This is a genomic window from Cedecea neteri (genome assembly GCF_000758305.1).
In the GTDB taxonomy this organism is placed as follows: Bacteria; Pseudomonadota; Gammaproteobacteria; order Enterobacterales; family Enterobacteriaceae; genus Cedecea; species Cedecea neteri_C.
Genome location: NZ_CP009458.1, coordinates 2,063,821 through 2,089,777, shown reverse-complemented (window position 1 = coordinate 2,089,777; position 25,957 = coordinate 2,063,821). Strand labels below are relative to the sequence as shown.

The following is a 25,957-nucleotide window of genomic DNA, read 5'->3' as shown; positions in this document are numbered from 1 at the left end:
CAAGGAATGGTTACACTTCGGAAATAATCCCTGGTGAATGTTATGCTCATGCCCGTTTATCACCAGAGGAAAGGAGCAGGCATTGAAAACGCAAAAACGCGCGCTGGGCTGCGTGGCTATCGTCGTGGATGATTACGACAAAGCGATTGAATACTACACCCAAAAGCTGGGCTTCACGCTTGTAGAAGACATCCCACAAGAGGGAAAACGCTGGGTTGTGGTCACGCCAAACCCGGAAAGTGATTGCCATCTTCTATTGGCCAAAGCCACCAACGAGCGCCAGCAGGCCGCTATTGGCGATCAGTGCGGCGGCAGAGTTTTCCTTTTCCTTCATACCGATGATTTTTGGCGCGATCACGCCATGATGACCGCCAACGGCGTACATTTCTGCGAAGTTCCACGAGAGGAAGAGTACGGCACCGTTGCAGTCTTTGAGGATCTCTATGGCAACCGCTGGGATCTACTCCAGCACAACTAATATGCTTTGTAGGGGCAAAGGAATAAATCGCTATAAGGCATAGCTTTTCGTTGTTAGACAGGCAAGATCTGGGCTTTTATCTTTCGTCATGATTTGTAAATTTTACAGCAAAAAATCTTGAGGGAATGCTATTGGCCAGGTTACTTGACGCATTACAAACAAAACCCACGCGCTTTCGCCTGGCCTTACAGGCAGCCCTGATTAGCAGCGTGGTGGTTTTCTCCGGCGCGGCGGCGGCCGATGACATCTTAAAAGAGGGCATCACGCCGGCCACCGATGCCAGCCAAATCCCGGCCACGGCCAAGCTGCGCAAAGACACCGTGGTCGCCGGGATTTCTGAACCTCAGGGCATCTTCAACCCTTACTTCTTCGTTAACGGCTGGGATGAAAATGTCACCAACGTCATTTTCTCACGCCTGATTGACTGGGACAGCCACGGCAATCTGGTCCCTGGCCTCGCCGAAAGCTGGACGGTCAGCCCGGACGGCAAAGTCTATACCATCAAACTGCGCCCTGGCCTGACCTTTAGCGACGGTTCCCCGCTGACCGCCGAAGATGTCGCGTTCACGCTCACCGTGCTGTATGACCCGAAATATGACGGCGATACCGACATCACGCTTGCCAACATCGCGGGCGGTGCCGAATACAAAGCAGGGAAAGCCGACAGCGTCAGCGGCCTGAAGGTGATTGATCCGCTCACGCTGCAGGTCACAACCACCCAGCCGGGCGCGACCACGCTGGGCAAGATCGGCGGCCCGGTGCTGTCGAAGGCGTACTACGGCAAAGACTACCAGCGCGGCAACCTGGATTACCTGCGTACCCTGCACGGCAAACCGCTGGGCAACGGCCCGTATGTGTATGAGAAATACATTCCAGGCCAGGAAATTCGTTTCCACGCCAACACCCATTTCTATCGCGGCACGCCGCCAACGCCACGCTTTATTTACCGCGTGACTAATCCGTCCACCAACTTCCAGCTGTTCCAGACCGGCGAGACGGATTACGATTCCTTTACCTCCCGCCCGGACGATATCGAGCAGCTAAAACTGCTGGGCTTCGCCAATATCAACCTTTACGGCTCCAGCGACTATAGCAAGGTTGAATTCAACGTTCGCCGCCCGGCGCTGCAGGACGTAAAAGTTCGCCAGGCGCTGATCTACGGCCTGGATCGCCAGAAGCTGATCGACGTGGTCTACCAGGGCTACGGCACGGTCGCCAACGAGCCAATCTCGCCGATCTCCTGGGCCTATAACCCGGAGGGCGTGAACCCGTACAAATTCGATCAGGCACAGGCGAAAAAACTGCTGGATGAAGCGGGCTGGAAGCCTGGCCCGGACGGCATCCGCGTGAAGGACGGCAAACGCCTGGAGCTGACGCTGCTGGTCAGCAAAAAAGTGCTGAACGACGCGCTGATCCCTATCGCCAAAGAGAACTGGCAGCAGATCGGCGTGCAGCTGAAGCCGCAGGTTGTCGACTTCAATGCCCTGATGGCGCAGCGCAAAGCGGGCAACTACGACCTGGCCTCCTTCAGCACCAGCACGCTGAACGATCCGCACGACGGCGTGTGGGATTACTACAGCACCGAAGCCAAAGAGTCCGGCTATAACAATCCGCAGGTGGACAAGCTGATTAACGAAGGCAACGCGACCCTCGACGAAGAGAAGCGTAAGGCTATCTACCACGAGCTGTATAAAGTGCTGGCGGCAGATCCCCCGGCGATTCTGCTCGGCAACCGCAAGATCCTGTCCGCCAGCAGCGCCCGCGTCACCGGCTTTAAGCCAGACATCTACAACGGCCTGACCGGCAGCCTGCCGGATGTGAAAATCGTTAAGTAACGCAGTAACCCTTGCCGTCGCCCTTTCGCCGGGGCGGCGGCAGTGAGAACGTGATGAAAAATTTTATTCTGCGCCGCCTGCTGCAAACCCTGCCGATGCTGCTGCTCGCCTCGTTTATTATCTTTATGCTGTTCGCGAAAACGCCCGGTGACTTTATCGACGGCAATATTACGCTGACCGCCGCCCGCGCCGCCGAGCTCAAAGCAATTTACGGCCTCGACCAGCCGCTGTTCACCCGCTATCTCCACTGGCTCGGGCAATTGCTGACGGGAGATTTAGGCTTCTCTCTGCAGTACCAAATTCCCGTTAGCCAATTGCTGAACCAGTACATCTGGAACTCTTTCCTGCTGGCCTCCATCGCGCTGGTGTTCTACTGGGGGATTGGTCTGGCGGTGGGGATTGTTTCGGCCATGAGGCCGAATTCGCTGTTTGACCATCTGGTGAGCGTGCTGGTGTTCGCCGCCATGTCTTTCCCGACCTTTTTCCTCTGCCTGCTGCTGATCAAATGGTTCGCGGTGGATCTGCACTGGTTGCCGGTCGGCGGCATGACCAACACCGGCAGCGACGCCACCGGCTGGGCCTACGTCGTCCAGGTTGCCGCCCACCTTGTGCTACCCGTACTCGCGCTGGTGATGCTGCAGGCGGGCAGCCTGACGCGCTACTTCCGCGCCAGCATGCTGGACGTGGTGAAGATGGACTTTATCCGCACCGCCCGCGCCAAAGGGCTACGCGAACGCACCGTTATTCTTAAACACGCCCTTCGCAATGCGCTGCTGCCGATCATCACTTTGCTCGGCTTTGAGCTGCCGGGGCTGTTCTCCGGGGCAATCATTACCGAAAAAGTCTTTAACTGGCCGGGCGCCGGCCACATTCATATTGATTCCCTCGCCGCCCGCGATTACCCGGTTCTGATGGGCTTCACGCTGTTTCTGGCGGTACTGACAATCCTCGGCAACCTGATTGCCGACGTGCTTTACGCGTGGGCCGACCCGCGCATTCGGGTGAGGTCGTGATGCTCAGTTCTCTGTTTTCTACTAACCGCCGCCTGCGCAAAGCCGAAATTCCGGCGCTGGCACAGGTGACGCCTTCCCCGTGGCATCAGGCCTGGCAGGCGCTGAGGCGCAACCGCCTGGCGATGTTCTGCCTGATTCTGCTGATCGTGATGGCGGTGTGGTGCGCCCTGGGGCCGCTCTGGTCGCCGTGGAAGGACGACGCCACCGACGCCCTGATGATCAACAAGCCGCCGGGCGAAATCCACTGGCTGGGCACCGACTTCCTCGGGCGTGATGTCTACACCCGCCTGCTGCTGGCCGGGCGCATCTCGCTCATTATCGGCCTGCTGACCATGCTGCTCTCGGTCACCCTCGGCTACCTGCTCGGGGCGGTTTCCGGTTATCTCGGCGGCTGGACCGACAAACTGATTATGCGCCTGGCAGATCTGGTAATGACCATTCCCAGCCTGCCGCTGCTGATTGTCGCGGGCGCGATGCTGTCAGAGCTCGACTTCTCGCCGGACTCGCGCATTTACATGGTGGTTATCATGCTGAGCCTGCTGGAGTGGCCGAAGCTGGCACGTCTGGTGCGCGGGCAAATCCTCTCCCTGCGCGAGCGCGACTTTATGCTGGCAACCCGCGTATTAGGCCTTTCCGCCCGCCGCCGCCTGTTCGGGCACCTGCTGCCGAACACCATTCCGATTCTGGTGGTGATGGCAACGATGGCTGTAGCCAATGCAATCCTGATGGAATCGGCGCTGAGCTACCTCGGCCTCGGCGTCGTGCCGCCCACGCCTTCGTGGGGCAACATGATGGACAGCGCCAACAGCCTGATCGACTTCCAGCGTCGCCCGTGGCTGTGGATGCCACCGGGCATCGCCATTTTTATCACCGTGATCGCGATAAACGTGCTGGGCGACGGCCTGCGCGATGCGCTGGATCCGAAAATGAAGCGAGGCGCGAAATGAACGAAGCGCTGATTGAGTTCAACAACCTTTCCCTCTCCTTTGCCGGAGAGCAGGGGCGCGTGCGCGCCGTGCAGGACGTGTCGTTTACCGTTCACGCCGGGCAAACCGTCGGCGTCGTCGGCGAGTCCGGCTGCGGCAAAAGCGTGACCGCCATGTCGCTGATGGGGCTGCTGCCTCCGCAGGCGGCGCGTATCGACGGTGGGGAAATTCGGTTTCAGGGGAAAAACCTGCTGGGGCTGAAGCCTGCGCAAATGGCAGATTTGCGCGGCAACGAACTGGCGATGATTTTCCAGGAGCCGATGACCGCCCTGAACCCGGTGCTGACTATCGGCGACCAGCTTTGCGAGCCGCTGATCCGCCACCGGGGGGAAACGCCCAAAGCAGCCTGGCTGCTGGCGACGCAAATGCTGACCGACGTCGGGCTGGCGCGAGCGGAAAGTCTGATGGCCAGCTACCCGCACCAGCTTTCCGGCGGAATGTTACAGCGGGTGATGATCGCCATGGCGCTGAGCTGCCGGCCAAAGCTGCTGATCGCCGATGAGCCGACAACGGCGTTGGACGTCACCGTTCAGGCGCAGATCCTGCGTCTATTACGGGATCAGGCGCGCCAGCACCGTATGGCGCTGATGCTGATCACCCACGATCTAGGCGTCATCGCCCAGATGGCGGAACACGTCGTGGTGATGTATGCCGGGCGCATCGTCGAGCAGGGGCCAACGGCGGAGGTGCTCCGCCATCCGCTGCACCCGTACACCAAAGGGCTGATCGCTTCCCGGCCAATCCCAGGCGAGCGCCGCCGCAGGCTCTATTCGATCCCCGGCCAGGTGCCTGATTTAGCTGCCCTGCCGCCTTACTGCGCCTTTACCGATCGCTGCGAACGCGCCACCGAGCGCTGCCGTCAGGGCATTCCGGCGCTTCTCGGCCAGCAGCGACAGGCCGCCTGTTTTTACAGTGAGTTAGCGGAGTCCGCATCGTGAACACTCAGTACGTTATTGAAGTCGAAGGGCTCAAAAAACACTTCCCGCTGCGCGACGGGCTTTTCGGCCAGCAAACCGGCGAACTGCGCGCGGTCGACGGCGTCAGCTTTAACATTCGCCAGGGCACCATTTTCGGCCTCGTGGGCGAGTCCGGCAGCGGGAAAACCACCGTCGGCCGTACCCTGCTTGGCCTGTACGACAAAACCGCCGGTAGCGTGAAGTATCGCGGCAAAGAACTGAGTGAGCTGAGCGCCAGAGAGTCGCGGGCGCTGCGCCCCAAAATCCAGCTCGTTTTTCAGGATCCTTACAGCTCGCTAAACCCGCGCATCCGCGTAGGAGACGCCATCGGCGAAGCGATGCTGGAGCACAAGCTGTGCACCCGCGCCGAGCTGCGTGACAAGGTGCTGGAAGTGATGAAGATTTGCGGGCTGGCACCGCAGCATTACAACCGCTTCCCGCATGAGTTTTCCGGCGGCCAGCGCCAGCGCATTGGTATCGCTCGCGCGCTGATCCTTAACCCCGATTTTATTATTGCGGACGAACCGATCTCCGCGCTCGACGTCTCCATTCAGGCGCAGATCATCAATCTGTTTTCCGATCTGCGCGACGAACGCGGCGTGACGTTTCTGTTTATCTCGCACGATCTCGGCGTGGTCGAACACCTCTGTGACGACGTCGCGGTGATGTATCTCGGTCAACTGGTGGAAACCGCCAGCCGCGACACGCTTTTCAGCCAACCACTGCACCCTTATACGCAGGCGCTGCTAGCCGCGGTCCCGACGCTGGATCCAGACAGCGAGCCGGTGGCAGCCATTCAGGGCGAAATCCCCGATCCTTCTCGCCCGCCCTCCGGCTGCCGTTTCTCTTCGCGCTGCCCGCAGGTCACCGACCGCTGCCGCCAGGAAGTCCCGGCGCTGCGGGAAGTGGGCGATGCTCACCGCGTCGCGTGTCATTTGGTGTAACTCTGCAATTCAGGCAGACAGCGGCCTGAGTACGCTGTCTGCCACCACCTGCCCGGACTCCAGCTTAATCAGCCTGTCCGCCAGCGGGAAATAGCGGTCGTCGTGGGTAATGGCGAGCACCGTTTTGCCTTCCGCTTTCAGCATCGGCAGCAGCACTTTGTAGAACACCTCTTTAAAGCCGGGATCCTGATCCGCCGCCCATTCGTCAAACAGATAAAAAGGCCGATTCTCCAGCCACGCCTGCAGCAGCGCGAGCCGTTTACGCTGCCCCTGAGAAAGCGCGGTGGTTGAAAAACGCCCATCCCGGAAGGCTACTTTGTGGTCGAGCTTCAGCAGATGCAGCAGCTTGTTCACCTGGTCCGCCGTGCGCTCGTGGACGTTATCCACGTCATCAAACAGGAAGAAATCATTAAATACCACGGCGAAATGCTGGCGGTAGATCTCCCGCTGCTCGGGCGTTATCAGCCTGCCGTTAAGCCGAAGCTCGCCGCTGTCCGGCGGGTAAAGGCCCACCAGCAAATTGGCCAGCGTGGTTTTCCCGCTGCCGTTGCCGCCCACCAGAAAGACCAGCTCGCCCTGGGTGAAACGAAGATTTAGCGGCCCGAGGGTAAAACGTTCCCCCTCTTCACCCTGATATTCGTAGCGAATATCGGCCAGCTCGAGGCTGTCAAAACGGGGCAGGCTTTTCAGCGGCAGCAGTTTTTCCTGCGGCAGGTCGGTTTTAAGCTGGGCGATTCGCTGGAGTGCGATGCGGGCGCTGGTCACGGTCGGCAGCGCCGACAAAACGCCTTCCACCGGCACAATCATGTACAGAAAAATCATCGTGTAGCCGGTCATCACCGCCGAGCTGAGCGCCAGTGACTCTCGCAGCCAGTAAAGCACCACGCCGATAAACGCGAAGAACAGCACGCTGCCCCAGCTCTTCGCCAGGCCGTAAAATACATACCCGCGAGTGCGTTCGATGCGCACCGCCTCGATGTTCTCGCTCAGCGGCCCATCGACAAAGTGCCGTCTGCGCAGCGGATTCAGGCGGAACTCGCGCCCACCATCGAACAGTTTTTTACACTGGGCAATCAGCGTATCTTCCCGCTGCCGGGAACTACGCAGCAGCCCCAGCGCTTTGCCGTGGGCGGCGCGGTAGCCCATCGCCCCCAGGCCAAGCACCAGCAGCGCCAGCAGCAGGACCTGCCACGATAGCGTGCCGAGGTAAATCAGGCAGCCGACAATCGCCGCCCCGTAGATAAGCAACCCCGGCAGGCTGACGAAAAAGACCACCAGCGTGTCGAGATCCTGGGTCAGAATGGACACCGCCTTTGCCATACCGGTTTTCTCCAGCTGCGCCCAGGCGGTTTCGCTGACGTGATCCACCACGTCTTTGCGCAGCGTGGCCTTCACTTTTTGCCCGAGCCACATAAAGAGCGTTTCGGCCAGCACGCGGGTGCCCAGCATTAACGCGGCCAGCAGCACAAACTTCAGTGCCACATCGGCCAGCCCGCCGGGCGGCAGCGTCAGGCTATGGTTGATCACCGCCAGCAGCGAGGCGTTGCTTAGCCCGCTGACCACGCTGGCAAACGCCGCCAGCACCAGCCAGCCGCCTACCAGGCGGAACAGCATCATTAACAGAGACATTGTTACTTCCTTTTCGACATTACTCTGCCGGCGCTATTGTTGATGTGTATGCGCCCGGCTACGGATCAGCGGCCATACCAGCAGCGGTACGCCGACCAGCGACGCCACCAGCCCTACGGGCAGCTGACGCGGATACAGAAAATTGCGGCCCATCCAGTCCGCCAGCACCATAATCAACGCGGACAGCAGCGCGGCGGTAAACAACTGCGCCATCGGGCGTTTCGCGCCGGCTTTTCGCGCCAGGTGCGGCCCCAGCAGCCCGACAAACGACACCGGCCCGACGATCAGCGTGGCCAGTCCGGTCATCAGTGCGGCCAGCGCCAGTACGCTAATCCTCGCCCTGGCGACATTCACGCCCAGCGAGCCGCTCACCTGCCCGAGCGGCAGCAGCAGTAGCCAACGTTTGCACAGCGGAGAAACCGCCAGCAGCAGCAACATGGCGAAGAACACGCCGATGGCGATGCCGTTATTGACGTAGTAGGTGCTGCCGGTCATCAGCTGCAGCAGCATCGAACTGGCCTGGCGGCTATTCAGCATCACGATGCTGGCGATGGCCTGGAACAGCGCGTTCAGCGCCAGACCGTTCAGCAGCACCCGCTGCGGGTTAAAAGCGCTCTGGCGGCTGCTCCACAGCGTTATCAGCAGGCTGATCAGTGCCCCGGCGGCGCTGCTGAGGATCATCAGCCCCGTCCCGCCCATCGGGAACAGCAGCAGAAATGCCGTCACGCCCATCGCCGCCCCGCCGCCGATGCCGAGGATCTCCGGGCTTGCCAGCGGGTTGCCGCTGACGCGCTGCATCAACACGCCCGCCGCCGCCAGCAAAGCTCCGGCGCTCAAGGCCGCCAGCAGGCGCGGCAGGCGCATCGGCAGCAGAGCGGGTTGTTCCGCGAGGGTCGTCCAGTGCCAGCCGTGCAGCCCCTGGCCGACAAACAGCGACAGCACCACAGCCACCAGCAGCAGCGCAAAAGCCATGCCCGCCGGGAAGCGCACGCCGCCCGCTTCGCCTTCATAAGCCGAAGGCGTGGTGTCCAGTACCTGATACCGGGCCTTGCCCGCCAGCAGGATCAGCAGCGGTCCGCCGGTCAGGGCAGTTAACATCCCCACCGGCAGCAGTTGCCCGTCCAGCAGCGTGATACGGCTGACGCACAGGTCGGTGAACCACAGCAAACCTGCCCCGATAAGCAGCGAGTGGCAGAGCATTTGCCGTGTGGTGCGTGCCCCGCCTAAGCGTGCCAGGTGCGGGGCGGCCAGGCCGATAAAACCAATCACCCCGACGCTGTTGATGATTAAAGCGCTCATCACCAGCGCCAGCGCCATCGCCGCCGAACGGATCAGCAGCGGAGATGCACCCAGGCTGCTCACCATCGCCTCCGGCAGCCTGAGCAGCGCCAGCGGACGCAGCAACAGCAGCAAAACCAGGCCGCACAGGCCAAGCCAGGGCAGAATCGCCGTCACGCCGCCCCAGTCCTGCTGCGCCAGCGAACCGCCGCCCCACATCAGCACCGACAGCAGAAAACGGTCGTTGATCACCGCCATGATCATCGTCAGCGAGCCGCACCACAGGTTGACCAGCATCCCCGCCTGAATCATCACCAGCGGCGAAAGGCGCTGCCGCCAGGAAAGCAGCAACACCAGCAGCAAAGCGACAACTTCCCCGGCAATCACTACCCCGGTTCTCGCCGACAGCAGCGTGGCCGGGAACCACATCGACGCCACGCCCAAAGCCAGCGTTGCGCCGGAAGTCATTCCAAGGGTAATGGGCTCCGCCAGCGGATTGCGTAGCGCCCGCTGCATCAGCCAGCCGCAAAGGGCCAGCACGGCGCCGCCGAGCATGGCCATCACCTGGCGCGGGAACCACATGGAGTGCAGGATCACCGCCTGCGCGTCAGACATTTGCGAGCTAAACAGCACGCTCAGGCCGTGCAGAAGCCCGTCGTGCTGCGCCACGTTTTGCAGCGCCATGACGATGCTCGCCAGCCAAAGCACGGCTATCAGCAGCCAGGCAGCCGTCGTTTTTCCCGTCTCAGCCATGCTGCCACCCCGCCACGATTTGCCCCAATGCTTCGGCAATACGCGTGGCCGTCACCAGCGCGCCGCCGGAATTAAATTTTTGCGCCGGGAAAGCCAACTGAGTCTGAAAAGTAAGCGGCAGGCGCTGCCAAAGTAGTGAACTCTGCCAGCGTTGGATCTGCGGCAATTGCCCGTCCTCCGGCAAAAGAATCAGCCCGGCATTGTCTGCGCCAATGCGCGTCAGCTCGACCATCGCCTCGCCCTGCGCGTTAACGCCACCGCGCCAGGCATTGCTGAAACCACAGCGAGACAGCACATCTCCGGCGAGGCTGCCCGCGCCGTAAAGCCGCATATGCAGCGCATCTACCGGCGTGGCGATAAATAGCGGGCGTTGATAAGTCGAGGCAGATTCCCTGGCACGAAGCGCGGCCAGCTCAAAAGCCGCCGTGACCGCACGAGCCTGCGCCTGCCGCTGGAGTATAGCCGCCAGCTTATCGAGGGAAATTTGCCATTCGGCGAGGCTGCCGGTCGGCAGCGTCAGCGTGGGCGCAATGCGCTCCAGTTGCGGCTTAAGCAGCATATGCCCCGGCGTGATAACGATCAGATCGGGCTTCAGCGCATACAGGGTTTCGAGGTTTGGCTGAAACAGCAGGCCGATATCCACCACGCTGGCGGGCAGTTCCGGCGTGCCTATCAGCTTGCGATACCAGTCGGGGGCCGATACCGACTGCGGCGTCACGCCAAGCGCCAGAATCAGCTCGGTCAGCCCCCAGTCCAATACCGCCAGGCGCTGCGGTGGCCCGGAAACGGCACCAGCCGCCCCGATAAACGGGGCGGCCAGCGCAAAGGTCAGTAAACGTCTGCGTGAGAGCATTCGCTTACCACTGGTAACTTAAGGTAGCCACGTACTGACGTTTAACCGCGTACTCACAGCCGTTGTTCTGGCAGGCTGCGAGGTAGGTTTTGTTCGTCAGGTTGGCGGCGTTAAGGGCGACCTGCCACTGGCGATACTGCCAGCCGATGCGGGCGTCATACACCGTGGCACCCGGCACCTGCAGCGAGTTATCCGTTGTCGCATAGCTTGGGCCGACATAGCGCACGCCGCCGCCGAGGGAGAAACCATCCAGCGGGCCGCTGAACGCGTACTGGCTCCAGAGCTTAGCCAGGTTGCGAGAAATGCCCGTCGGGTGTTTGCCTTCGCTGCCGTCGTTCGCCTTCAGTACTTCCGGGTCAGTCAGCGAGTAAGACGCGAGGATCTGCCAGGCTGGCGTGACGTTCACTTTGCCTTCCAGTTCGATCCCTCGGGAACGGATCTCCCCGGTTTGCACGCTGTAGTTCACATGATCGGGATCCGGCGTGGCGACGTTGGTTTGACGCAGATCGAACAATGCCAGGGTAAACAGCGCGTCCATCCCGACCGGATCGTACTTCAGCCCAACTTCGGTCTGCTTACCTTTGGTTGGCTTAAACGCATTGCCGTTAAAGTCGGTGCCGGCACTTGGCACAAACGAGGTAGAGTAGCTGATGTACGGCGCAATGCCGTTATCAAAGTGGTACAGCAGCCCCGCGCGGCCGGTAGTGGCGTAGTCGTTGCGCGTCTGGTGAGTACCGTCCAGCAGGTTGGTGGCTTTGGTCTGCGCGCTGTCATAGCGCCCGGCGAGACTCATCACCCAGTTGTCCAGCGCCAGCTGATCCTGCAGGTACAGCCCCGTTTGATCCATCGTCGAATGGCTGTTACTGGTAAACGCCGGGATCTCCACCGGGGTGCTGTAGTCCGGGTTGAGATAGTTCAGCGGTGAAGCGTCGCCGTAGCCCGCCTGGCTGCGCACCGAGGAGTGCATCACGTCCACACCCAGCAGCGCGGTGTGCGACACCGGGCCGGTATCAAAGCGGAACTCGCCCTGGTTATCCGCCGCAAAGTTGCTCATCGTCTCGGTGAGGTTCATGGAATAACGGTCAACCAGCGGCTGGGTTGGGTACGTCCCGAACGGGTACACCATGCGGTAATCGGCGCTGCTGCTGATGTAGCGCACGTTCTGGCGCAGCGTAATGTTATCGTTCAGCTCGGTACGGAACTGATAGCCGATGCTGCCCTGCCTGCGGGTGTAGGTATCAAAGCCCGGCTGGCCACCATAGAAATGGGTGCCGATGTTGCCGTTCGGGTTGTTCACCAGCGTGCCTTTGACCGGCAGCATGTTGTAGAAACCGGTGTCAGGATCCTGGCGTAGCTGGGCCAGCAGCGTCAGGCTGGTGCGATCGTTTGGCTGCCAGGTCACGGACGGCGCAATGTCGTAGTGCTGGTAGCGGGTGTGATCGACCTGCGTTTTGGTGTCGAAGAAGGTGCCCGCCACGCGGCCAAGCCACTCTTTGCTGTCGGTCAGCGGGCCGGTGACGTCAAACCCGGTGCCAAACTGGCTGTTATTTCCGGCGCTGACATAAACCTGGCCACCCGGCTGGGCCTGCGGCGTTTTGCTGACAAGGTTCACCACGCCACCAGGGTTGGCCTGGCCGTAGAGCACCGAAGCCGGGCCTTTGACCACTTCAATGCGGGAAAGCAGGAACGGGTCCCACGCCGGGCGGCTCCACCAAGCTTCGCGTGGCAGGCGCAGGCCGTCCAGATATTCGTCGGCTTCAAAGCCGCGCACCATGATGGTGTCAAAGCGGGTATCCGGGCCGGCATCTTCCGAGGAGACGCCCGCGACGTAGCGCAGCGTCTGGGGAATATTTTTTGCCGCCATGGCCGCGATTTGCGCCTGGGTCACCACCGAAATACTCTGCGGCGTGCGGCTAATCAGCGAGCTGGATTTCGTGCCAGCAACTGCCTCATGCGCCACCACATTGGTTTCATCTTCCTGCCCGGAAGAAGAAGGTGCCGTGGCCGTGACAACCATCGTGCTGTCCTGTGCCGCCGGTTTGTCCGCTGCATGGGCAAAGCCCGCGCACGCCGCAAAGACCGCACAACTTAACGCCTTTAAAGGCATGTTCCCGTTTACCCATCCGCCCTGTTTCATATCGACCGTATCATGTTATAAGAAGAGGATCGAAATGATAATTATTCACCTTTAAAAGAGAAGAGCACCCGTGGCAGAATAGCGCGATCGGATGGGGAGATATCGTAAAGCGGACAGAGATTGTCTTTACGCGCTACTGCATCATGAAATGGCGAGAATCGGACGAACGGCAGGCAACAAATGATAAAGCAATTCACACAGCAGAGTCCGCAGGAAGCGTTTCTGGAAGTACGAGAACTCCATTATAGCGCAGGAAGCCAGGAACCGTTTCACGCCCACGAACAAGGCCAGCTGATTTACCCGGTCAGCGGCGTGGCAAAAATCCGCAGCGAGCAAAACGTCTGGGTGGTCGCCCCTGGCCACGCGCTTTGGCTGCCAGGACGCCTGCCTCACGGCTTAGAGGCTATCGGTAAAGTGGTGACCCACAACCTGTATATGACACCCGCTGCCTCAAACGCGTTCAACCGCCACAGCCGCAGCCTGGCCGTCACGCCGCTGTTTCAGTCCCTGACCGTCGCCGGTCTTGAAAAACCCGGCGACCCGCAGCGAAGTCAGTTATTGCACGACCTGCTGCACAATGAGCTGCTGCGCCTGCAGGATATTGCCCTGTGCCATATCACCCTCCCGCACGACAGGCGTATTCGCCAGCTTTGCGATGCGCTGTGCAGCGACCTTTCCCAGCGGGAAACCCTGGCCTGGTGGGGCAAACAGGTCGGCGCGAGCGAAAGAACCCTGGCGAGGCTGTTCCGGGAAGAGACGCAGCTCAGCTTTACCGAATGGCGGCAACAAATGCATCTGGTGGAAGCCGTCTGCCACCTTGCGCGCGGCACCACCATCAGCAATCTTTCCAGCACGCTCGGCTACGCCAGCAGTAGCGCGTTTATCGCTATGTTCCGGAAAAAGCTCGGCGTTTCCCCACAGAGGTATATTGGCCGCTATCTCTGACACGGCTTTTACAATCCGGTTCCATCGGCGATAATCACCGTTTGCGCCCCGGACCGGAACAACCATGAGCGAAACAAAGCCCCCGCAAACGACGGCCAAACGCCCGATGAAACTCAGCACCTCGGTGACGCTGATGCTATGCGCCGTTATCGGCTCGGTGCTGCTTGTGGTTTACGCGCTGTACTTTATCCAGATCAGCAACGCTACCCGCAGCGGCCTGAAAGACACCGCGCTGGCGGTAGCGAGAACCCTGGCCGACGATCCGACGATCAAATACGGCCTGACGCAGTCCCACAGCAAAGACATTATTCCGCCGGTAGCCACCCGCGTGCAGGATCGTAATGACTTGCTGTTCGTGGTAGTGACCGACATGAACGGCATTCGCTATTCGCATCCACAACCCGGCAATATTGGCTCGCATTTTATTGGCGACGACATTTTCCCGGCGCTGGAGGGCAAAGAGAATGTGTCTATCAACCACGGCGTGCTGGCGGAAGCCCTGCGCGTCTTTACGCCGGTCTATAACGAACAGCACAAGCAGATAGGCGTGGTCGCCATCGGCATTTCGCTGAGCAAGGTGGATGAGCAAATCAGCAAGAGCCGCTGGAGCGTGCTCTGGACGGTGTTGTTCAGCGCCCTGTTTGGTTCGCTCGGCACCTGGGTGCTGGTGCGGGTGCTGAAACGCATTCTGTTCGGCTTCGAGCCCTATGAAATCTCCGCGCTGTTCGAGCAGCGCCAGGCGATGCTGCAGTCCGTTAAAGAAGGCATAATTGCCGTCGACCGCGAAGGCCGGGTAACGCTCATCAACCACGCGGCGCGCAAAATGCTGCTCTCCCCCGACGATTTCCGCCTCGGCAAAACCGTGCCACCGGGGCCGCTGGTGGCCACGCTGTGCGAAGTGCTGCACACCGGCACGCCGATTCAGGACCGACAAATCATCAGCTATGGGCGCCTGGTCTTGTGTAATGCGGTGCCAATTCGTATAAATAATCAGGTGATAGGCGCCATCAGTACCTTCCGCGACAAAACTGAAATCAATTTGTTGACCCAGCGTGTAGACGGCATGGTGAATTATGTCGACGCGCTACGCGAGCGCTCACACGAATTCATGAATAAGCTGCACGTCATTCTTGGCCTGCTGCAGCTTAAACATTACGACAAGCTTGAAGAGTACATTCTGCAAACCGCCAGCAATTACCAGACGGAAATTGGCACGCTGCAGAGCAAAATTAAGTCGCCGGTGATTGCCGGGTTCCTGATTGGCAAGATTAACCGCGCGCGGGAAGCGGGCCACCATCTGGCGCTTGCCGATGAATGCCAACTGCCGGACAACCCGAACGAGCTTCAGGTGATGGCGCTGATTACCGCGCTGGGCAACCTGATAGAAAACGCGCTGGACGCGATGGGCGACCAGCCTGATGGTGAAGTGGGCGTGCTGCTGCACTACCAGAACGGCGTGCTGAGCGTCGAGGTCAGCGACGACGGGCCGGGCATCGAGCCGGACCACATTCAGTCTATTTTTGACAAAGGCTTCTCCACCAAAGGCGAGCAGCGTGGCGTGGGGCTGTTCCTTGCGAGGCAGCAGCTTGAGCGCCTTGGCGGCAGCATTCAGGTGGAGTCAGAACCCGGCGTCTTCACCCAATTCTTTGTGCAGTTACCCTGGGATAGTGAAAGGAACAATGCGTGATTAATGTCTTAATTGTTGATGATGATGCGATGGTCGCGGAGCTTAACCGCGCCTACGTCAGCCAAATCCCGGGCTTTAGCTGCTGCGGTTCCGCCTCTACGCTGAAACAGGCGCGGGAGATGGTTAGCAACCCGGAGTTAAAAATAGATCTGATCCTGCTGGATGTGTATATGCAGCAGGACAACGGCCTGGATCTGCTGCCGACGCTGCGTGAAGCGGGAAAAACCATCGATGTGATCGTTATCTCTTCGGCGGCGGACGCGGCGACTATCCAGAAGTCGATGCACTACGGCGTGGTGGATTACCTGATCAAACCGTTCCAGTTCCCGCGCTTTGAAGAAGCGTTAACCAACTGGCGCGAAAAGAAAAACCTGATGGGCACCCATAAATACTACGAGCAGGCGGACGTTGACCGGCTGCTGCACGGTGGCTCGCCGGTGGTGGCGGACGCCAAGCGCCTGCCGAAGGGGCTGACGCCGCAAACCCTGCGCACCATTTGCCAGTGGATCGACACCCATCCGACGGAAGAATTCTCCACCGACGAACTGGCGGCGGCGGTGAATATTTCTCGCGTTTCTTGCCGTAAGTATCTGATCTGGCTGGCGCAGATTAATATTCTGTTCACCAGCATTCATTACGGCATGACCGGCCGCCCGGTGTACCGCTATCGCCTGCAGGCCGAACAGCTTGGCCTGCTCAAGCAGTACTGCCAGTAATCAATTGGTAGCTGTCATCCAGTAACGTAAAGCGGAACTGGCTGGCAGAAGAGAGGATAATCTCTCGCTGTTTGGTGACAAAAATCGCCTCGATATCGGGGCGATTCGCCAGCACGGCACAGCCCTTTTCGATGCCCATCCCGTAAATCAACGTCGTCCAGATGTCCCCGTCCAGCGAATCAGTCGAGACTATTGTCACGCTATCCAGGTCGTTATCCAGCGGGTAGCCCGTGCGCGGGTCGAGAATATGGTGATAGCGTTTGCCGTCCAGCTCGAAATAGCGCTCGTAAACGCCGGACGTCACCACCGATTTGTTCGCCACCTCAATCACGCCCAGCATCTCTTCCGGGCCGCTAAACGGCTTTTTCAGCCCGATAGACCAGCCGCCTTCCGGCGAGCCAAGCGTCTGCACGTTGCCGCCGAGGTTAATCAGCCCCTGCGCCACGCCCTGCCGCTGGAGAAAATCACGAACCCGGTCTGCAATGTAGCCCTTGGCTATCGCGCCCAGGTCGATTTCCATCCCGCTATGTGCCAGGTAAACGCTGCCTTCGGCTTCGTCCAGCACCACCTGATGCGGCTGCGTGCGCGGCAATAGCGCGGCAATGTCCTCTGCCGGAGGCACGCTGTCGCCCTTGAAACCAATCTTCCAGCGCTTCACCAGCGGGCCAATGGCGAGATTAAAAATACTGTCGGGAAACTGGCTGGCGGCTTTGGCGCACTTGATCAGCTCAAACACCGGGCGACTGACGGCAACCGGATGCTTGCCCGCGGCGTGATTAATGCTCATCACCTGGGATTCGGCCCGGTTCACGGTGAGCAAATCTTCGTATTGTTTGATCAGGCGGAATACCTGAGAGGCGAGGGTTTCATTGGGTTCGAAAAGCTTGAGGAGAATGGGCGAGCCCATTAAAACGGCGGAGTAGCCATAAACACCTTCGGGTTGTGACATAGCGGGCTCCTTTTGCTGAAAAGGTTGCGCCCCGGCAAAGGCCGGAGCGCAGTTGGGCTTAGCGTTTTGCCCAGCTTGCCGCCTGATGGCCCGCCAGGGTACCGAAGACAATAATATCCGCCACTGCGTTACCGCCGATGCGGTTGCCGCCGTGAATACCCCCGGCCACTTCACCCGCCGCGAATGCGCCTGGGATAACCTGATGCTGTTTATCCAGCACTTCGGTTTCGGCGTTGATGGTCACGCCGCCCATGGTGTGGTGCACCCCAGGGGCGATGCGGATGGCGTGGAACGGGCCATCTTTAATCGGGTTACGCAGCGCGGTTTTACGGCCAAAATCTTCGTCGTACTGATTGTCCACGAAGCCGTTGTAACGCTCAAGCGTGGCGAGGAAGGTGTGGTAATCCATCCCCAGTTTCTCCGCCAGTTCGCGAGGCCCTTCGGCGCTGACCACAAAGCCTTTGGCGATGTACTCATCCGCCGCTTTGTTTTTGGTGCGAACGTTCTCGTCGAACACGATGTAAGCGTATTTCTCCGGCAGCGCGATAATCTGCGCCGACACTTTATCGCGGGTTTCCATTTCGTTGAAGAAGCGGCTGCCTTTTTGATTCACAAGGATGGCACCGCCGCCGCGAATGGATTCGGAAATCAGGTACGAGGTAGTTTGCTCCACGGTTGGGTGAATCTGAATTTCGCCCATATCCACGGTGCCTGCGCCCAGTTTTTCCAGCAGCGCTATACCGCCACCCGTGGCGCCTTTGTGGTTAGTGGTGACAAAGCCTTCCAGATCCGGGCGATATTTCACCACCATCGAGCTGTTGGCGCTGAAGCCGCCGGTTGCCACGATCACGCTTTTCGCATGGATGGTCAGCGCTTCGTTTTCGTCCGTCAGCAGCGCCACGCCGCTCACCGCGCCCTGGTCAAACAGGATTTCCGTTACTGCCGTCTCCATCAGCACGTCGATGCTGCGCTTGTTGATGTTACGCAGCAGGCCGCTGATCAGGTAGCCGCCGACCGCCGATCCATCACGTGGGCGGTGGGTACGGTCAATGCTCATCCCGCCGGTGGTGGTGATGTCGTTCAGCATGATGCCGCGATCCGCCAGCCACTCAATGGCCTGCGGGGCGTTTTCCACAAAGCGGTGCAGCAGCTCTGGGTTGTTTTTGTTGTAGCCGCCTTTCAGGGTTTCGGCATAGAACAGCTCTTTGCTGTCGAAGATGCCTTTGACGCGCTGGAAGCGAGTCTCCGCCGCGTTCATGCCAGCAGATGCCTTAACGGTGTTCCCGCCGATGGACGGCATTTTCTCAACGATGAGGACGCTGGCACCTTCGTCATGGGCCTGAATCGCCGCCGCCAGACCGGCACCGCCGCTGCCGACCACAACTACGTCGTAGCTCTGCGGGGCGCTAACGCCGCCGCTCTCTTCAAAGGCCTGCTGTTTGCTGGATTTCACCATCGCTTTAGAAACGGCTTTTTTCACCGCTTCGCTCTGGGAAGTCGCACCTGAAATGGCGTCCACAAACGGTGAGTTGGCGGTCAGGATACGGGTACGAATTTCTTCGAAGTTAGTGGTGAACTCCACGTCGTCCTGCGGGCCAGCGGCCAGCGCGATATCAGCGATGCGATCGCTGTCAAGGCTGACGTTAATCACCAGTTGGTTAACGTCGTCGCTGACGGTTTCTTCGAAGATCCCCGGTTTAAATTTAGAGGCACCGCCCATGCTCATGTCACGGATCATCGCCTCGACCAGTGAGAAGCGCCACAGCGGCTCAGGGATGGTCAACTCTTCGCGCTTGGTGCTGTCGATAAACAGATCCAGCACTTCGCCGTTGGCGATGCGGGCAGTCCAGTCCGGGTAGGCGATGCAGGCGCGGCCTACGGCCACCAGGTCATAACCGTGCTCCAGCGCGGTTTCCACGTCGGAAGCATTCACGATGCCGCCCACGCCCATCACCGGGATCTGCGCCAGCGCGTCGGAACGCATTGCACAGTATTTGTTGATAAGCGGCGTCGGGTCGGTAGTGTCGTTAATGGACGGACGCAGCGAGTAACCCAGCGAGAAGTGCAGGTAGTCCAGGCCGCGCGCGGCCAGTTTTTCCAGCAGGTACATGGTGTCGTCGAAACGAATCCCAGGCACTTCCAGCTCTTCCGGGGAGAAACGGTATCCGATGATGAAGGCATCGTCGGCGTACTGGCGCACCATCTGATGGGTGATATCCAGCACGGCAAGCGGGAACTTAGCGCGATTGTCGCGGCTGCCGCCCCATTCATCGTCACGCTGGTTTGAGTTCGGGGAGTAGAACTGTTGAATCAGGTAGGTGTTCGCGCCGTGGATTTCCACGCCGTCAAAACCAGCCTGAATGGCGCGGCGCACGGCCTCACCAAATTTAGTCACCATGCCCGCCACTTCTTCTGTGGTCAGGGCACGCGGCGTTGCCGCACCGTCGCGTGGTGCGGCCAGCGCGCTCGGGCCAACCGGCGTGCGGCCACCGATGAGTTTAGGGTCGACCATGCGGCCGCCGTGGTAAATCTGCAGCAGGGCTCTGGAGCCTTCGGCTTTGATCGCGTTAGCGATTTTCGCCAGGCCAGCAATTTTTTCGTCGGTGTCTATGCCGATAGCGCCAGGGAAGGCCAGGCCTAAATCGTCGATAAAGCAGCATTCCACCACGATGGTGCCGATGCTCCCGGCGCGGACGCGGTAGTACTCCACCAGCTCTTCGGTCACGGTGCCATCAAAATACCCGGTACAGGTGGTCATCGGTGCCATTAATAGGCGATTTTTTAACGCCGTACCGTTAGGTAAAGTAAATGGGCTTAACATGTTTTTGTCGGTGCTCATAATGTCGACTCCAAACTTTAAAATTTAAAACTGAGAATTCGGTTGCTGGCACTATTTTCGTTCTGGTTATTGGCCATTTCGCATATCAACAATATAAGACTATTTTTAGTTACCAAACTATTTACGTTAGTTTAAAAACTATTGAAGAACCGTAATAACACAATTACCCACAACGTGTTATTAATTAAAATATAAAAGATAACAGCTTATTAAATTAATATAACATTTTGGTTACCTAACAGATGCAGCACGCAAACACACGCCAGGCCTTGCGCGAAGCGGAATCGAGTCAGCAAAAATCATAAAAAAGAGGCTGAGAACCGCATTTTTAATGATCAAACTGATAACTTTTGGCCGTAAATAACCCTGCTGAAATGCGAACTATTATTTTTTACGAAAAGAATCACCAGAATCTATTTTTTTGATCTCGATCAATTGTCATATACCCCGAAAGCGCAATATATAACTATCCATAAAATTTAATTCACCGCCGATAAAAAGCGATGAATATCTATTTCCGCAACCGCTAACCAAGAACATTTAATTAATAAAGTAAGTTTAAAAACTAAAGTAAGCGGAAATATAAAACGAATCCTTAACTCCTTATAACGGTGTCATTATGAGTGTAATAACCACCAATCTACCGCCGCTCAAAGAGAGCTCTAAAAAAGCAGGCAGCAACAAACGTTGGCTGATGATGGCTCTGCCCATCATTGTGGCGCTGTTGCTGATGCTGGTTCCGGTTCCGGACGGCCTGCCGCCGTACGCCTGGCACTTCTTCGCTGTCTTCGTCGGCGTCATCGTCGGGCTTATCTTCGAACCTCTGCCGGGCGCCGTTATCGGCCTGACCGGGATCGTCGTCATTTCGCTCGGTAGCCAGTGGCTGCTGTTCAGCCCGGAGCAAATGGCCGCCCCGAAATTCAAGCTGGCGGGAGCCTCCTTTAAATGGGCGGTCAGCGGCTTCGGCAACTCCACCGTCTGGCTTATCTTCGGCGCATTTATGTTTGCTGCCGGTTACGATAAGACCCAGTTTGGCCGCCGCCTGGCGCTGATTCTGGTGAAATACCTTGGCCGTCGCAGCCTGACGCTGGGCTACGCCATTGCCTTCGCCGACCTGCTGCTGGCGCCGTTTACCCCGTCCAACACCGCTCGTAGCGGCGGGACAATCTACCCGATTATCGCTAACCTGCCGCCGCTGTACGGCTCAAAACCTAACGACCCAAGCGCGCGTAAAATCGGTTCTTACCTGATGTGGGTGGCTATCACCGCAGCCTGTATCACCAGCTCAATGTTCCTTTCTGCACTGGCCCCTAACCTGCTGGCGCTGGCGCTGGTGAAAAGCATCGTCGGCATCAACATCTCCTGGGGGATGTGGTTCCTCGCCTTCCTGCCGCTGGGCCTGCTGTTACTGCTGACCATGCCGCTGCTGGCTTACTGGCTCTACCCGCCTGAAGTGAAAGTGAACGACGAAGTGCCAAAATGGGCGAGCCGTGAATTAGAAAAACTGGGCAAACTGTCCCGCAACGAAATCCTGCTGCTGGTGTTCGTCTGCTCCGCGCTGGTGATGTGGATCTTCGCGGCAAGCTGGATTGAACCTGCGCTCGCGGCTCTGCTGGTTATCGTGCTGATGCTGTGGACCGGCGTTCTGAACTGGAACGACATCACAAATAACAAAGCGGCGTGGAACACCTTCGTCTGGTTCGCCACCCTGGTTGCCCTGGCCGATGGCCTCTCTTCTACCGGCTTCATCTCCTGGCTGGGTAAAGAAGGCGGCGCGCTGATGACCGGCATCGCCCCAGGCACCGCGACCATTGTCCTGCTGCTGGCGTTCTACCTTCTGCACTACCTGTTTGCGAGCACCACCGCGCATACTACCGCGCTGCTGCCGGCGATGCTGACCATCGCCTCCACTATTCCAGGCATGAATATGGAAGTGTTCTGTCTGCTGATGGTGACCTCGCTGGGTATCATGGGCATCATCACCCCATACGGCACCGGCCCAAGCCCTATCTACTACGGTAGCGGCTACCTGCCAACCAAAGACTACTGGCGCCTGGGCACCATCTTCGGTGGCCTGTTCCTGGCCGCGCTGCTGGTGATTGGTTATCCGTGGATGTCCCTGATGTTCTGATTTAAAGCCGCTGGAGGGCAACCTCCGGCGGTTTATTTTTATGGAGTAACGAGCTATGTCGAACAAACCTTTTGTTTACCAAAATCCCTTCCCATTGGCGCATGACGATACCGAATACTATCTGTTAACCCGCGACCACGTTTCCGTCAGCGAATTTGAAGGCCAGTCCATTCTTAAAGTTGAGCCACAGGCGCTGACCCTGCTCGCTCAGCAGGCGTTTCACGATGCGGCGTTTATGCTGCGCCCGGCACACCAGCAGCAGGTGGCGGATATCCTGAGCGACCCGGAAGCCAGCGAGAACGACAAATACGTCGCGCTGCAGTTCCTGCGTAACTCAGACATTGCCGCCAAGGGCATTCTGCCGACCTGCCAGGACACCGGCACCGCCATCATCATGGGTAAAAAAGGCCAGCGCGTCTGGACCGGCGGCGGCGATGAAGCGGCGCTGTCTCAGGGCGTGTACAACACCTACATCGAAGACAACCTGCGCTATTCCCAGAACGCCGCGCTGGATATGTACAAAGAGGTGAACACGGGTACCAACCTGCCAGCGCAGATTGATCTCTACAGCGTGGACGGCGACGAATACAAATTCCTGTGCGTTGCCAAAGGCGGCGGCTCCGCCAACAAAACTTATCTGTACCAGGAAACCAAAGCGCTGATCACCCCGGCGAAGCTGAAAAATTACCTGGTTGAGAAAATGCGCACCTTAGGGACCGCAGCCTGCCCGCCGTACCACGTCGCGTTTGTGATTGGCGGCACTTCCGCTGAATCCACGCTGAAAACCGTGAAGCTGGCGTCGACCCATTACTACGACGGCCTGCCAACCGAAGGCAACGAGCACGGCCAGGCGTTCCGCGACGTCCAGCTTGAGCAAGAACTGCTGGAAGAAGCGCAGAAGCTTGGCCTGGGCGCGCAGTTCGGCGGCAAATACTTTGCGCACGATATCCGCGTCGTTCGTCTGCCGCGCCACGGCGCCTCCTGCCCAATCGGCATGGGTGTTTCCTGCTCCGCCGACCGCAACATCAAGGCGAAAATCAACAAAGACGGCATCTGGATTGAGAAGCTGGAAAGCAATCCGGGCAAATACATCCCGGAAGAGCTGCGCCAGGCCGGGGAAGGCGAAGCGGTGAAAGTGAACCTGAACCGCCCGATGAAAGAGATCCTTTCTCAGCTGTCCGACTTCCCGGTGTCCACTCGTCTGTCGCTAAGCGGCACCATCATCGTGGCCCGCGACATCGCCCACGCGAAACTGAAAGAACGCCTCGATAACGGCGAAGCGTTGCCGCAGTACGTGAAAGATCACCCGATCTACTACGCTGGCCCGGCTAAAACCCCGGAAGGTTACGCCTCCGGTTCCCTCGGCCCAACCACCGCAGGCCGCATGGATTCCTACGTGGATCAGCTGCAGGCCAACGGCGGCAGCATGATCATGCTGGCCAAAGGCAACCGCAGCCAACAGGTGACCGACGCCTGCCACAAACACGGCGGCTTCTACCTCGGCAGCATCGGCGGCCCGGCGGCGGTGCTGGCGCAAAACAGCATCAAGAGCCTTGAACTGGTGGAGTACCCTGAGCTGGGTATGGAAGCCATCTGGAAAATTGAGGTGGAAGACTTCCCGGCGTTTATCCTGGTGGATGACAAAGGCAACGACTTCTTCCAGCAGATCCAGAACAAACAGTGCGCGGGCTGTAACAAGCATTGATTTCAGTGAATACTGATAATAAGGCGGGCGCTACGGTGCCCGCTTTTTTTTGCCCCAAAGTTCCCCCATACTTAGGCCACATTTCAGCCAACGCCAAAGCAAGGACTTCACATGTTAAGGATAATCAGCTGGCTCCTGCTCACGCTGCTTAGCTGTGCGGGACTTGGTGCGTGGTTTTTGCAACAGCAGTACGAAGACAAATCCGCCGACTTCCGCATTCTTTACCGCGAAATCACGGTCAAGCTGTCCCAGCACGATGCCATCATTCCCCTGCTACCCGTCAGCCAAAACACGATTGAGGTGCAGCACATTCTGCCGCAGGTAGTCGAGTGGCGGCGGCATGATAACCCGGAGCCTCGCCTGGCGATTGTGCCGGAAGCCAATGGCCGCTACTGGCTGAATCGCCCTAACCTCTCGCTGCTGATCGATCTCCCGACGCTGCTCGACACGCTGGGGGAGAAAAAGACGTTTCAACACCTCAGCATCAGCTGGAATAACACCATTCTTTGCGAACAGGGCAGCGCCAACAAGGGTTACTGGCAATGGGATAAAACCGTGGCCAGCCCGACGCAGCCGTTTTTAGTTTCGGTCAGCGACAGCCCGGCATGGGCGAAACTGCCCTGGTGGCTGATAGCGTCCCCGGCACTGTTTTGGGCGCTGGTTATCTACTTGCTGACACAATATCAGGCCAACAAACGCCGCCGGGACATTGCCGACCTGCGCGCCCGCTATGCCGAATTGACGCGCCTCAATACTATGGGAGAACTGGCGGCCGGCATGGTGCACGAGCTGAACCAGCCGCTGAGCGCCATCATGAGCTACAACCAGGCAGCCGTACGGCTTATCAAACAGCAAAATCCGTCCCAGGTACCAGAACTGCTGGACGCCGCCGTGCTGCAGATAAAGCGCATCGACGCCCTGCTCAGCCAGTTCCGCCAGAAGCTCACCAGCGAACGCGCCGAGTACCAGCGGGTCGATCTCCCGCCGCTCTGGCAGCGCGTGTGCAAACTGCTGGATAACGAACTGAGCAGCGGCAAAATTCGCGCCACCAGCCATTTTGCCGATGATCTACCGCCGCTGTATGCCCCGCCGCTGTGGGTGGAGCAGATCCTGCATAACATCGCCAGCAACGCGATTCAGGCCCAGACCAACAGCCCGGGCTGGATACACCTGGAGGCCAATTCGGACAATAGCGGCATCACGCTGACGCTGACCGACGGCGGGCCGGGGCTTTCTCCTGAGGCGCTGGAACAAGTCTTTATCCCGTTCTTTACCACCCGCGCGCAGGGCGTCGGGCTGGGGATGGCGCTCGCGGACACGCTGGTACAGCGCCTGAACGGCACCATTGAGGCCAGCAACACATCAGTGGGCGGGGCCTGCTTCCGCCTGTGGTTCCCGCTCAAGGATGAGGAGAAATAATGGCCCCGTGTATCTGGCTGATTGACGATGACGCCGCCATTCGCGACTCGCTGAGTCTGCTGCTCGCCACCGTCGGCTGGCAAACCCAGGCTTTTGACAGCGCCCAGGCGTTTCAGCACAGTGTCGGAGACATCAGCCAGCTCGACGGCTGCATGCTGCTCGATATCCGCATGCCCGGGAAAACAGGGCTGACGCTGCTGGAGGAGTGGACGCAGCAAGGCCTGGCGCTGCCGGTGATAATCATGACCGGGCACGGCAACATCGATCTGTGCCGCCGGGCTTTTAAGAACGGTGCCTTTGAGTTTCTGACCAAGCCGGTTGATGCCGATCTGCTGTTCGAGGTTGTCGGCGCGGCAATGGAACAACAAAAAGCGAAGGTTGAAGCCCGGCAGCAATGGCTGCCGCTGCAGGAAAAGCTGGCCACGCTTACCACGCGGGAAAAAGAGATACTGGAGCAGCTTATTCAGGGCTATTCCAGCAAGGAGATCGCACAGCTGTGTTCGCTGTCGCCGCGCACCGTGGAGGCTCACCGCGCTAATATTTTCTCCAAACTGGAAGTCAACTCCCTGCCCAAACTGCTGAAAACCTACGGCGACATCGCCAAAGAGACTAAGTAAAACTACCTGGAAAGTTAGGTGTTCGCGCCAATTTCCCGCCAAAGCCTCGTTGCATAGTATTGCCCCATAGCCAACAACTCTGGAGCA

The 25,957-nt window shown here is 58.9% G+C and carries 19 protein-coding genes; 13 read left to right on the top strand and 6 right to left on the bottom strand.

All coding sequences use genetic code 11. From position 1 onward, the window contains the following. The first annotated feature begins 82 nt into the window (after nucleotides 1-82). From LH23_RS09750 to LH23_RS09725, 6 genes are all read left to right on the top strand, one after another. A complete protein-coding gene (locus LH23_RS09750) occupies nucleotides 83-478 on the top strand; it encodes a VOC family protein (protein ID WP_039290653.1) in 396 nt (131 codons plus the stop codon). A gap of 125 nt (nucleotides 479-603) precedes the next feature. Further along, nucleotides 604-2,313, top strand: a complete 1,710-nt coding sequence (locus LH23_RS09745) for an ABC transporter substrate-binding protein (RefSeq protein ID WP_419672747.1) — start codon at nucleotides 604-606, stop codon at nucleotides 2,311-2,313. Between the two features lie 53 nt (nucleotides 2,314-2,366). Further along, entirely contained in the window at nucleotides 2,367-3,326 is a 960-nt protein-coding gene (locus LH23_RS09740; protein WP_039290647.1) for an ABC transporter permease, read from the top strand. Further along, a complete protein-coding gene (opp4C, locus tag LH23_RS09735) occupies nucleotides 3,326-4,273 on the top strand; it encodes an oligopeptide ABC transporter permease (protein ID WP_039290646.1) in 948 nt (315 codons plus the stop codon). The genes LH23_RS09740 and opp4C overlap by 1 nt, the downstream gene beginning before the upstream one ends. Continuing rightward, a complete protein-coding gene (locus tag LH23_RS09730; RefSeq protein ID WP_039290643.1) occupies nucleotides 4,270-5,250 on the top strand; it encodes an ABC transporter ATP-binding protein in 981 nt (326 codons plus the stop codon). The genes opp4C and LH23_RS09730 overlap by 4 nt, the downstream gene beginning before the upstream one ends. Continuing rightward, on the top strand, nucleotides 5,247-6,212 hold the full coding sequence (locus LH23_RS09725; RefSeq protein WP_039290641.1) for an ABC transporter ATP-binding protein: 966 nt from the start codon (nucleotides 5,247-5,249) through the stop codon (nucleotides 6,210-6,212). Before LH23_RS09730 ends, LH23_RS09725 begins: the two co-directional genes overlap by 4 nt. 9 nt (nucleotides 6,213-6,221) lie before the next feature. On the opposite strand, the gene LH23_RS09720 is transcribed toward LH23_RS09725, so the two are convergent. The 4 genes from LH23_RS09720 to LH23_RS09705 are packed head-to-tail and all read right to left on the bottom strand — an operon-like array spanning nucleotide 6,222 to nucleotide 12,862. After that, nucleotides 6,222-7,841 (bottom strand): cyclic peptide export ABC transporter, encoded by a 1,620-nt coding sequence (locus LH23_RS09720; protein ID WP_039290639.1) that lies wholly within the window; start codon nucleotides 7,839-7,841, stop codon nucleotides 6,222-6,224. Between the two features lie 33 nt (nucleotides 7,842-7,874). Continuing rightward, nucleotides 7,875-9,872: a Fe(3+)-hydroxamate ABC transporter permease FhuB gene (gene fhuB, locus LH23_RS09715; protein ID WP_039290637.1), complete on the bottom strand. Its 1,998-nt coding sequence runs from the start codon at nucleotides 9,870-9,872 to the stop codon at nucleotides 7,875-7,877. Then, entirely contained in the window at nucleotides 9,865-10,725 is an 861-nt protein-coding gene (locus LH23_RS09710; RefSeq protein ID WP_039290634.1) for an iron-siderophore ABC transporter substrate-binding protein, read from the bottom strand. Before LH23_RS09710 ends, fhuB begins: the two co-directional genes overlap by 8 nt. Before the next feature lie 4 nt (nucleotides 10,726-10,729). Beyond that, nucleotides 10,730-12,862, bottom strand: coding sequence for a TonB-dependent siderophore receptor (locus tag LH23_RS09705; RefSeq protein WP_039290633.1), 2,133 nt, complete (start codon nucleotides 12,860-12,862; stop codon nucleotides 10,730-10,732). 180 nt (nucleotides 12,863-13,042) lie between these two features. On the opposite strand from LH23_RS09705, the gene LH23_RS09700 reads away from it, so the two are divergent. The 3 genes from LH23_RS09700 (at nucleotide 13,043) to dcuR (ending at nucleotide 16,210) form a co-directional block, all read left to right on the top strand. Next, a complete protein-coding gene (locus LH23_RS09700) occupies nucleotides 13,043-13,807 on the top strand; it encodes an AraC family transcriptional regulator (RefSeq protein WP_039290631.1) in 765 nt (254 codons plus the stop codon). A gap of 64 nt (nucleotides 13,808-13,871) precedes the next feature. After that, the gene (locus LH23_RS09695; RefSeq protein ID WP_039290628.1) at nucleotides 13,872-15,494 is read left to right on the top strand and encodes a sensor histidine kinase; all 1,623 of its coding nucleotides are present in this window, start codon (nucleotides 13,872-13,874) and stop codon (nucleotides 15,492-15,494) included. Then, nucleotides 15,491-16,210, top strand: coding sequence for a two-component system response regulator DcuR (dcuR, locus tag LH23_RS09690; protein ID WP_008454417.1), 720 nt, complete (start codon nucleotides 15,491-15,493; stop codon nucleotides 16,208-16,210). The genes LH23_RS09695 and dcuR overlap by 4 nt, the downstream gene beginning before the upstream one ends. On the opposite strand, the gene LH23_RS09685 is transcribed toward dcuR, so the two are convergent. Both LH23_RS09685 and LH23_RS09680 read right to left on the bottom strand, forming a co-directional pair. After that, nucleotides 16,191-17,159 (bottom strand): FAD:protein FMN transferase, encoded by a 969-nt coding sequence (locus tag LH23_RS09685; protein WP_039290626.1) that lies wholly within the window; start codon nucleotides 17,157-17,159, stop codon nucleotides 16,191-16,193. The genes dcuR and LH23_RS09685 overlap by 20 nt on opposite strands. A gap of 58 nt (nucleotides 17,160-17,217) precedes the next feature. Next, nucleotides 17,218-19,998, bottom strand: coding sequence for a flavocytochrome c (locus tag LH23_RS09680; RefSeq protein WP_039290623.1), 2,781 nt, complete (start codon nucleotides 19,996-19,998; stop codon nucleotides 17,218-17,220). 619 nt (nucleotides 19,999-20,617) lie between these two features. Here LH23_RS09680 and LH23_RS09675 point away from each other — a divergent pair. The 4 genes from LH23_RS09675 to LH23_RS09660 all read left to right on the top strand — a co-directional run bounded on the left by LH23_RS09675 (nucleotide 20,618) and on the right by LH23_RS09660 (nucleotide 25,870). After that, the gene (locus tag LH23_RS09675; protein WP_039290620.1) at nucleotides 20,618-22,129 is read left to right on the top strand and encodes a DASS family sodium-coupled anion symporter; all 1,512 of its coding nucleotides are present in this window, start codon (nucleotides 20,618-20,620) and stop codon (nucleotides 22,127-22,129) included. A gap of 55 nt (nucleotides 22,130-22,184) precedes the next feature. Then, entirely contained in the window at nucleotides 22,185-23,834 is a 1,650-nt protein-coding gene (gene fumA, locus LH23_RS09670; protein ID WP_039290618.1) for a class I fumarate hydratase FumA, read from the top strand. A gap of 111 nt (nucleotides 23,835-23,945) precedes the next feature. Then, nucleotides 23,946-25,253 carry a sensor histidine kinase gene (locus LH23_RS09665; RefSeq protein ID WP_039290616.1) on the top strand — a complete coding sequence of 436 codons (1,308 nt, stop codon included), beginning with the start codon at nucleotides 23,946-23,948 and terminating at the stop codon, nucleotides 25,251-25,253. Further along, entirely contained in the window at nucleotides 25,253-25,870 is a 618-nt protein-coding gene (locus tag LH23_RS09660) for a response regulator transcription factor (RefSeq protein WP_039290614.1), read from the top strand. Before LH23_RS09665 ends, LH23_RS09660 begins: the two co-directional genes overlap by 1 nt. Nucleotides 25,871-25,957: the final 87 nt, after the last annotated feature.

Bases quoted from the DNA above. Each gene is read 5' to 3' on its own strand.
- LH23_RS09745 (WP_419672747.1), top strand. From the start codon at position 604: ATGCTATTGGCCAGGTTACTTGACGCATTACAAACAAAACCCACGCGC.
- LH23_RS09740 (WP_039290647.1), top strand. From the start codon at position 2,367: ATGAAAAATTTTATTCTGCGCCGCCTGCTGCAAACCCTGCCGATGCTG.
- opp4C (WP_039290646.1), top strand. From the start codon at position 3,326: ATGCTCAGTTCTCTGTTTTCTACTAACCGCCGCCTGCGCAAAGCCGAA.
- LH23_RS09730 (WP_039290643.1), top strand. From the start codon at position 4,270: ATGAACGAAGCGCTGATTGAGTTCAACAACCTTTCCCTCTCCTTTGCC.
- LH23_RS09720 (WP_039290639.1), bottom strand. From the start codon at position 7,841: ATGTCTCTGTTAATGATGCTGTTCCGCCTGGTAGGCGGCTGGCTGGTG.
- fhuB (WP_039290637.1), bottom strand. From the start codon at position 9,872: ATGGCTGAGACGGGAAAAACGACGGCTGCCTGGCTGCTGATAGCCGTG.
- LH23_RS09710 (WP_039290634.1), bottom strand. From the start codon at position 10,725: ATGCTCTCACGCAGACGTTTACTGACCTTTGCGCTGGCCGCCCCGTTT.
- LH23_RS09705 (WP_039290633.1), bottom strand. From the start codon at position 12,862: ATGAAACAGGGCGGATGGGTAAACGGGAACATGCCTTTAAAGGCGTTA.
- LH23_RS09700 (WP_039290631.1), top strand. From the start codon at position 13,043: ATGATAAAGCAATTCACACAGCAGAGTCCGCAGGAAGCGTTTCTGGAA.
- LH23_RS09695 (WP_039290628.1), top strand. From the start codon at position 13,872: ATGAGCGAAACAAAGCCCCCGCAAACGACGGCCAAACGCCCGATGAAA.
- LH23_RS09685 (WP_039290626.1), bottom strand. From the start codon at position 17,159: ATGTCACAACCCGAAGGTGTTTATGGCTACTCCGCCGTTTTAATGGGC.
- LH23_RS09680 (WP_039290623.1), bottom strand. From the start codon at position 19,998: ATGAGCACCGACAAAAACATGTTAAGCCCATTTACTTTACCTAACGGT.
- LH23_RS09675 (WP_039290620.1), top strand. From the start codon at position 20,618: ATGAGTGTAATAACCACCAATCTACCGCCGCTCAAAGAGAGCTCTAAA.
- fumA (WP_039290618.1), top strand. From the start codon at position 22,185: ATGTCGAACAAACCTTTTGTTTACCAAAATCCCTTCCCATTGGCGCAT.
- LH23_RS09665 (WP_039290616.1), top strand. From the start codon at position 23,946: ATGTTAAGGATAATCAGCTGGCTCCTGCTCACGCTGCTTAGCTGTGCG.
- LH23_RS09660 (WP_039290614.1), top strand. From the start codon at position 25,253: ATGGCCCCGTGTATCTGGCTGATTGACGATGACGCCGCCATTCGCGAC.